This window comes from Roseovarius sp. (assembly GCF_018066915.1).
GTDB lineage: Bacteria > Pseudomonadota > Alphaproteobacteria > Rhodobacterales > Rhodobacteraceae > Roseovarius.
Genome location: NZ_JAGPVV010000116.1, coordinates 1 through 6,881 on the forward strand (window position 1 = coordinate 1; position 6,881 = coordinate 6,881).

The following is a 6,881-nucleotide window of genomic DNA, read 5'->3' on the forward strand; positions in this document are numbered from 1 at the left end:
TTGGTAAAGGGTGGTCAGCAGACGCTTTGCGTTTTCGCCCGCAAGCGCATAGTGGATCGTCTGCCCATCCCGCCGCCCTTGCACCAACCCGTCGCGGCGCAAAAGCCCGAGATGCTGGGAAATCACGCTTTCGCGCACCCCAAGGGCCTTTGCGAGTGCGCCGACCGACCTTTCGCCTTCGACAAGCGTACACAAGATCATCAGGCGATTCCGGCTGGCCATCGCCTTGAGCAGCGCCTCAGCCTTGTCCGCGTTTTCTTGCATCTGCTTTACTTTCATATATTCGCATATGCGACGGTATGAATTTATTTTAAGCCCTGACCGGATTTTTCCAGCGCGCCTTGTTTGCTTTGACCCTACCTGCAAACGCGGTACGGTTCGTCATGGCGCAGCTGACCTCCATTGAAATCCTATTGCCTGAACTTCGGGCCTATGCGATAGCCATTTGCCATTCCCGCGAGGAGGCTGAAGATCTTGTTCAGGATGCTGTGGAACGGGGGCTGCGATCAGGTGGGAGGCCAGACCCGATCGGGGAACTACGGCCCTGGATGTTCCGTGTCATTCGCAACCTGCATTACGATGAGCTGAGAAAAAGGCGCGTGCGTCGGGAATATTTCGCGGCCGAAAAACGTCTATCCAATGAAGCGGGTGCGTCGGACACCGCGCGGGATGTGTTGATCCGGCTGGCCTTTAAGAAACTGCCGCCCGAGACCCGCGAGGTTCTGTGCCTCGTTGATATCATGGGGTTGAAGTACGCCGAGGCGGCGAAAGTGATGGATGTGCCGAACGGAACGGTGATGAGCCGGATCAGCCGTGCCCGCAAGGCGTTGCTGGAAATCGTCGATGGGGCCGAAACGGCAAAGCAGGAAGTGACGCGGAAGACATGAATGAACTGAACGACAAGGACTGGGAACAGGTCAACGCTTACCACGATGGTGAGTTGTGCGCGGCCGACATGCGCGCGTTCGAGGGGCGGCCTGCATCCGAGCCCGCGCTTGCCGCAGCGCTTGAGGACGTGCGGAACGTGTCCGTCAGCTTGGCGGCCTTGCGACCGGACCTTGTGCATTCGGAATCTATGCCGGAAACTAGTGCCGCAAATAGTAGCTGGCACCCCCGGCGCTGGCTGGCGGGCGGTGCTGTCGCTGCGGGAATTGCCTTGGCTGTGGTATTCGGACCCGCTTTTGTTGCCACCCCGACAGCTTTTGACATTCACGCTGAACTGGCCGCTGAGATGTATGACGTCGAAACCGTCGATCTGCGGCCCGCCGCGACAGGCGGTGCGGTGGGCGTACCCGACCTGTCCGTCGCAAACCTGACGGCTGTTGCCTTCCGCACATCGGACAACGGCGAAGTCATGCATTACGCGGGTCAGAATGGATGCAGGTTGACCTATTTTCGCGGCGCGTCCGTTTCCCCAGAGGGCAGCGACACACCCGGTCAGCAGATCGCAACCTGGCTGTCCGGGGATCACCTTCGTCATATAGTTGTCGCGACAGGGATGGACCGCACGCGGTTCGATGCCATCGCCAGTCATCTGATGCTTGAAACCCGCGAACGTGTTTCCGAAAGCGTGATGGCGTCGCTTTCGGAGGCAATCCGGACGGCACGGTCCTGCGTCGGCTAGGTCAGTTGGTTTTTGCGGTGTCCGTCAAGCTGTCAAGATAGGCAATGACATCGGCCTGATCCTGCGCCTTGAGCAGGCCACTGAACCCCATCTTGGTGCCACGCACTTCTTTCCGGGGATTTGCAAGAAACGCGGCAAGCCGATCAGGTGTCCAATCGCCCCCGTATCCAACCAGCGCGTCGGAATAGCGAAAGCCGTCGACCGCTGCCACGGGTGCTCCGACGATACCATAAAGGTTGGGACCGACACGATTGGACCCACCTTCGTCTACCGTATGGCAAGCCTTGCATTTCCTGAACGTCTTTTCGCCGGCAGCCGGGTCGCCCTGCGCAAGGATCTCAGCGCCGGGAGTTTCAACCTCCTCCGCATCTGCGGAATCTGTTGCTTCAGTAGCGGCATCTGTGCCGGTTGCAGTCTCCGGCCCTCCCGTAACCTCTGTCACGTATTTCGAAACCGTTTCGATTTCTTCCTTGGTCAGCGTTTCCGAAAAGGCTGGCATGACTCCGATTCCACTGGTCACGGCTGCGCGCACCTGATCGACTGTCGGTTTGAATTCATCGAGGTTGGGGCCGATCTCGGCCTCCGAACCCACATCTTTCAGCGCGTGGCAAAGGGCGCAGGCGGGTTGCGCGGTTTCAGTGAATATCTTACGGCCCGCATCCAGATCAGCCTCGGCGCTCGCAGCACCGGCCATCAAGGCAAGAAAAACTGCGCCGCCGAGTCGTGGCGTCGTTCGGGTGGTCATGTTCATATCTCCGGTTTTTTGTTGTCAAACCGGCGGCAGAGGATGCCGCCGGTCAGTCAGCTCAGCTGACGGTTACATCGACGGCATGGGCGCGCCAGCCGTTATTGCCATAACCCCGTTCGTTGGGCGGAAAAATCTCGGGTTGGGTATCGCCTGCTTCGTTGGTGGCACGGCTCGCCAGCATATGTGTGCCTTCGGACAGCTCCGTGATCAGCACGAATGGCCGCCATGCATAGGGGCCAAGGTCCGGGCCAAGGAACTGCGCTTCTGCCCAGTTTTGCCCCCCGTCGGTGGACACCTCGATCTTGTCCAGACCGCTGACACCGCCCATGGCGACGCCGTGGACCTGCACCTTGCCGGTCGCCGCATCCATCAGAGGGCCGGTGATCCAGGATTTGACGGCCATCTCGTACATCGACGGCTGAGAGGGATCGCCCTTTACCCCCACGGGGCGCACGCGATAGCCGGTTTGCTGGATTTTATTGGCCGATTCCTCGGCCGTCATTGCCAGACGTTTGAGATACTTGACGTTATTCACGCCATAATACCCCGGAATCACCAGCCGCAGGGGGCCTCCATGGGCGAGTGGCAAAGGCTCGCCGTTCATCTCCCACGCCAGGATAGCCTGATCCATCGCGGCCTTTGGAACCGACCGTTCGACCTGGATCGTCTCGGGTGGAAGACCTTGGGGGATCTCTTCGCCACCTGTACCGGTCAGGAACACGGCGCCCGCATTCGCACCGCCCATCGCGTCAATCACGGCGCGCACCGGCACGCCGGTCCACACCACGTTGCCCGCAGCACCAACCGACCACTGCGAGCCGCTGGTTTCATGATCAAAAAACGCGCGTCCATTGCCTGAACATTGCAGCACACAAACCACGGTTTCGACCGCGAGCGTCTTCATCTCGCCCACAGTCATCTTACCCGGGTTCGCGACCCCGTCGATCTCGACCTCCCAGGCATCGCGATCTGCGACGATCTCGTCGGGTGGGGCGGGCAGGTTATTGCGTATGAAAAGCTCGGTACTGGGCGTGATCAGCTCCGAACCTTGCGCGGCGCGCTTCGTCTCAAGCGTCTGCTTGGAATGGACGATCATGTCCTCGGCGTCTTTCCATGCGACGTAATCTGGCAACGGCTCCCCGTCTGATTGCGCCATCCCCGGTACCCCGACTGCAGCAGCCACCATCGTGCCCGCTGATCCGATCAGGAAATGCCGCCGCTTTACGTTTTCTATGATTTTCATGTCTTTCCTCCCGTGGTTCGAAGCATTTGCACTCCACGGTATGCAGCTGCTTCATGTGTGACTAACGTGTTGGGGATGCATTTTATTCCCGCGGAACGAAAAAATATTCGCGAAGCCCCAAATAAGTGGATGCACGTGGCCGGGTCGGCCGGCCAAAGGACGGTGCCCGCTTGTGCGGCCGCTCTGCTTGCCGGATAACCCATTTTGGTAATTGGGGTCGCGCGGTTCCGATGCTCAGTCAGTTGGATATGGGGGGCGCACGGCCCCTGGAGGCTGCGCCAACAGATCAGAGCCATAACCGGCAGGGTTGTCGGATGGAAAAGCGTAGGAGCCGTCGCGCAATACAAGAATAACCACTGCCGAAAGTCCCTGGGAAGACCCGTATATTGTATTCAACCGAGGGGCAGGGTCAGAACGTTGCGACGGATCAAGATCGATGGATGCGGTCAGGTGCCGTGTCAGCGCAGTCGGTGCCACGTAATTGAGAAACCGCACGGCTACGCGGTTTGTCCGGAAATAGATGCCCGCCATCGCGCGACTTCCAGATAGCTGAACCACGGCAGCAGCGCCTTCGACGCTGGCACCGTCCTATTTCTATATCTGAGAAACACGCCGCTGCGACCGCTCAGACGGTCGCCGCTCCGATGGCGAAAAGCTCACGAAAATAAAACTTCCGGGTCAGGAACAGGGCGCAGACCGTGAACCGGTGTTCGGCCTTGCGGGGAGGACTGAAGTCCGTTCGGCGTCACCGGGCAATCAGGGCTGTGTCATCAAGCGTCTCATGTTCCGAAAGTCCTTTAGGCCCCGGCTAAGCAGCGGGGCCTAAAGACAAAACGTCCAATCACGTTGGTTTATTCCGCATGTTGCGAAAGTTGTCGGATCAACCGCACTATCGCTGCCAGCCTTCGGTTGCCATGAGTTCCTGCGCTTCATCCGTGATGAGGAAGTCAAGGAAGGCTTGCGCCTCCGGATCGGCATCGGGCGAAAGCACGACATTCACGTCGCGGTAGATCACACGATCCTCAGACAGTTCGACCATGTCGAGGTCGTCCTTTGTGATCGGCCAATTGGGCCAGGTGATCCAAGCGTCGGCATCACCGTTTGAGATGACCCCATAGGAGGCACCCGATCCAAGCGCATAAGCCACGATATTGCGTCGCAGGCCGGAGATGTCATCGAGGCTGCCCAAACGGCCCGCTACGTCTTCCCATGTGCCGGTGCCGGAGGTGTTGTAGACCCCTGCGCCCTCGGTCACGACAACCCGCACCCCGTCGGCCAGAAGGTCATCGAAGTCATCAATGTTCAGCGGGTTGCCGGCCTTCACTGCGATCACGGTCGGCCGCAGGTAGATCGGCTCGACTTTCGCGGGATCGAAGGCCGTGTAGGTCAGCAGGAAGGCTGTCATCGACTGCTCGGATGTGCCCCAAAGAATGTCGGCGTCGGCCTGAGCGTCTGCGGTCCATTTCGATTCCGGGCCCGCGATTACTTCGACGGAGGTTCCCGTCTGCTCTTCAAAGACGGCTGCGACCTTGCGGAATGCCGTGTGCGGACCACCCGCGCCGTAAAGCTTTACGACGCCGTCTTGCGGCGCGTGTTCGATAGATGGATCGTTGAACGCGGTATCACCGCGGCGGTCGGCTGCGGTGTCGGCGAATGCCGGGGCTGCGGCAAGGATTGTGGTGGTGAAAAGCGTTGTCAGTCGCATGGTATCTCCTGTCAGGGTCGTGGATCGGCCTCCACCGATTGCGGGCGGCCTTCACAAGACTGACGCGCCGACATCCAAAACCCTTCCCGAATTTATGATCACGCTTCCGTGAGATCAGGTTGGCGCGCCTGTATCCTCGAACTGAGCCTGCAGCAAATGAGCGATTTCCAGAAGGTGCGCGCGCGGCAAAGCGCCGGTCAGGGCGTAGGCGAACTCGGTGTCGCTCCAGTAGAACGCCTGCGCGGTGGCCGTTTCGGCAAATCGGAAACTCGGATCGCCTTCGCTGCCGCGTCGCAGATAGAGCGTCAGGCGCTGACCGTTGCCGTCTTCGTACATCAATTGTGCCGCGGGTTCGGTGGGCGAGGGGAGGAGCCGCCCACCGACCAGCGACAGACCCACGACACGCAGGTCGGGGATAGCAAACGGACGATCCAGCCGATTGGTCAGCCAAGTGGCCAGATGGCCCTTGTTCTCGGCCCCGACCTCGACCGGGTGCGCGACCTCGACAACGAAGGTGCGATGTGCGGCGAAGGCTTCGGCCACAAGGCCCGACATCGGCTGCGGGGCTGTGTCGGGGCGCAGGACCCAACCTGCCGTACCGCCTATCATCAGCGCCATCGCAACTGACGCAACCCATGCCAACGGCATGGGCCTGCGCCGTTCAGCAACCGGAAGAGTTGCAATCGGATGATCGGCAACCAGCCCCGCAAAGGCACGGCGCAGATCGCGGGCGATGGCCATGTCGGCTTCCACCCGAAGGGCGGCTTCTGGTGTGTCATTCAGATAGGCTTCGACTTGTTTTCTCCGATCAGGCGGCAAGGCGTCGTCCACGTAGGCGACAAGATCCTCTTCACGAATATCCTTCGGCGCGCTTGTCATGTCACGCTCCTCAGTCTTGGGGCAGTCTCGGCCGTTGCCTCGCGCAAAGCGGCGCGGGCCCGGCTTACGCGGCTCAGAATCGTGCCTTCTGGTACGCCAAGCGTCTGAGCGGCCTCTCGGTAGGTGAAGCCTTCAACGCTGACCAGTATCAAAGCCGCACGCTGATCCTCGGGCAGAGACATGACGCGCGCCAAAAGCCGGTTCAACTCGACATGATTTTCCTGGGTCGGCGGTATCGCGGGCGGTGATGTCATGGTCTCAAGCGATTCCGTCTGACGTCGTTTCGCCTGCCGCCACCCATCAACATGCAGATTGCGCATCATCGTGAACAGCCAGGCCCGCAGGGGGACACCTGCGCGCCGCAGCGTCCACTTGCGCAAGGCTCGTTCCATGCAATCCTGCACCAGGTCATCGGCGGTGTGCACGTCGCGCGTCAGCGTGATCGCGTACCGCTTCATGGCGTCGGCCTCTTGGGCAAGGGCGTGATGGGTCGGCACGCTGCCTCCGTTTGCATGCATTCACATAAGTAACGCGCGCGGTCGCCGGATTATTCCCGGAAATCTTTTGAAAATTGTCGATCACGGGTTCGTGAACAAAAACTTGGGAAGGGTTCCAGGCTGTCGGTCGTGAACCTTGCAAGCTCCGCCCAAAGCGGCGCTCCAACCGAATTCAAAGGAGAGTT

Annotated in this window: 8 protein-coding genes; 2 read left to right on the plus strand and 6 right to left on the minus strand. The window is 60.1% G+C overall.

Annotated elements, in window-relative coordinates; all coding sequences use genetic code 11:
* Positions 1 to 264, minus strand: a 264-nt coding sequence (locus tag KBT70_RS06280) for a metalloregulator ArsR/SmtB family transcription factor (protein ID WP_296629889.1), incomplete at its 3' end; no start/stop codon positions are given.
* Positions 265 to 383: 119 nt separating this feature from the next.
* Here KBT70_RS06280 and KBT70_RS06285 point away from each other — a divergent pair.
* Positions 384 to 887 carry an RNA polymerase sigma factor gene (locus tag KBT70_RS06285; protein ID WP_132998142.1) on the plus strand — a complete coding sequence of 168 codons (504 nt, stop codon included), beginning with the start codon at positions 384 to 386 and terminating at the stop codon, positions 885 to 887.
* The gene (locus KBT70_RS06290) at positions 884 to 1,624 is read left to right on the plus strand and encodes a hypothetical protein (protein WP_296629903.1); all 741 of its coding nucleotides are present in this window, start codon (positions 884 to 886) and stop codon (positions 1,622 to 1,624) included. Before KBT70_RS06285 ends, KBT70_RS06290 begins: the two co-directional genes overlap by 4 nt.
* Before the next feature lies 1 nt (position 1,625).
* Here the strand turns inward: KBT70_RS06290 and KBT70_RS06295 are convergent, their stop codons facing one another.
* The 5 genes from KBT70_RS06295 to KBT70_RS06315 form a co-directional block, all read right to left on the minus strand.
* Positions 1,626 to 2,369, minus strand: coding sequence for a c-type cytochrome (locus KBT70_RS06295; protein WP_296629906.1), 744 nt, complete (start codon positions 2,367 to 2,369; stop codon positions 1,626 to 1,628).
* Between the two features lie 61 nt (positions 2,370 to 2,430).
* A complete protein-coding gene (locus KBT70_RS06300; RefSeq protein ID WP_296629909.1) occupies positions 2,431 to 3,615 on the minus strand; it encodes a sulfite oxidase in 1,185 nt (394 codons plus the stop codon).
* A gap of 889 nt (positions 3,616 to 4,504) precedes the next feature.
* On the minus strand, positions 4,505 to 5,320 hold the full coding sequence (locus tag KBT70_RS06305; protein WP_132998138.1) for an extracellular solute-binding protein: 816 nt from the start codon (positions 5,318 to 5,320) through the stop codon (positions 4,505 to 4,507).
* Positions 5,321 to 5,434: 114 nt separating this feature from the next.
* Positions 5,435 to 6,199 (minus strand): anti-sigma factor, encoded by a 765-nt coding sequence (locus tag KBT70_RS06310; protein ID WP_296629914.1) that lies wholly within the window; start codon positions 6,197 to 6,199, stop codon positions 5,435 to 5,437.
* Positions 6,196 to 6,696, minus strand: a complete 501-nt coding sequence (locus KBT70_RS06315; RefSeq protein ID WP_296629917.1) for a sigma-70 family RNA polymerase sigma factor — start codon at positions 6,694 to 6,696, stop codon at positions 6,196 to 6,198. The genes KBT70_RS06310 and KBT70_RS06315 overlap by 4 nt, the downstream gene beginning before the upstream one ends.
* Positions 6,697 to 6,881 lie beyond the last annotated feature (185 nt).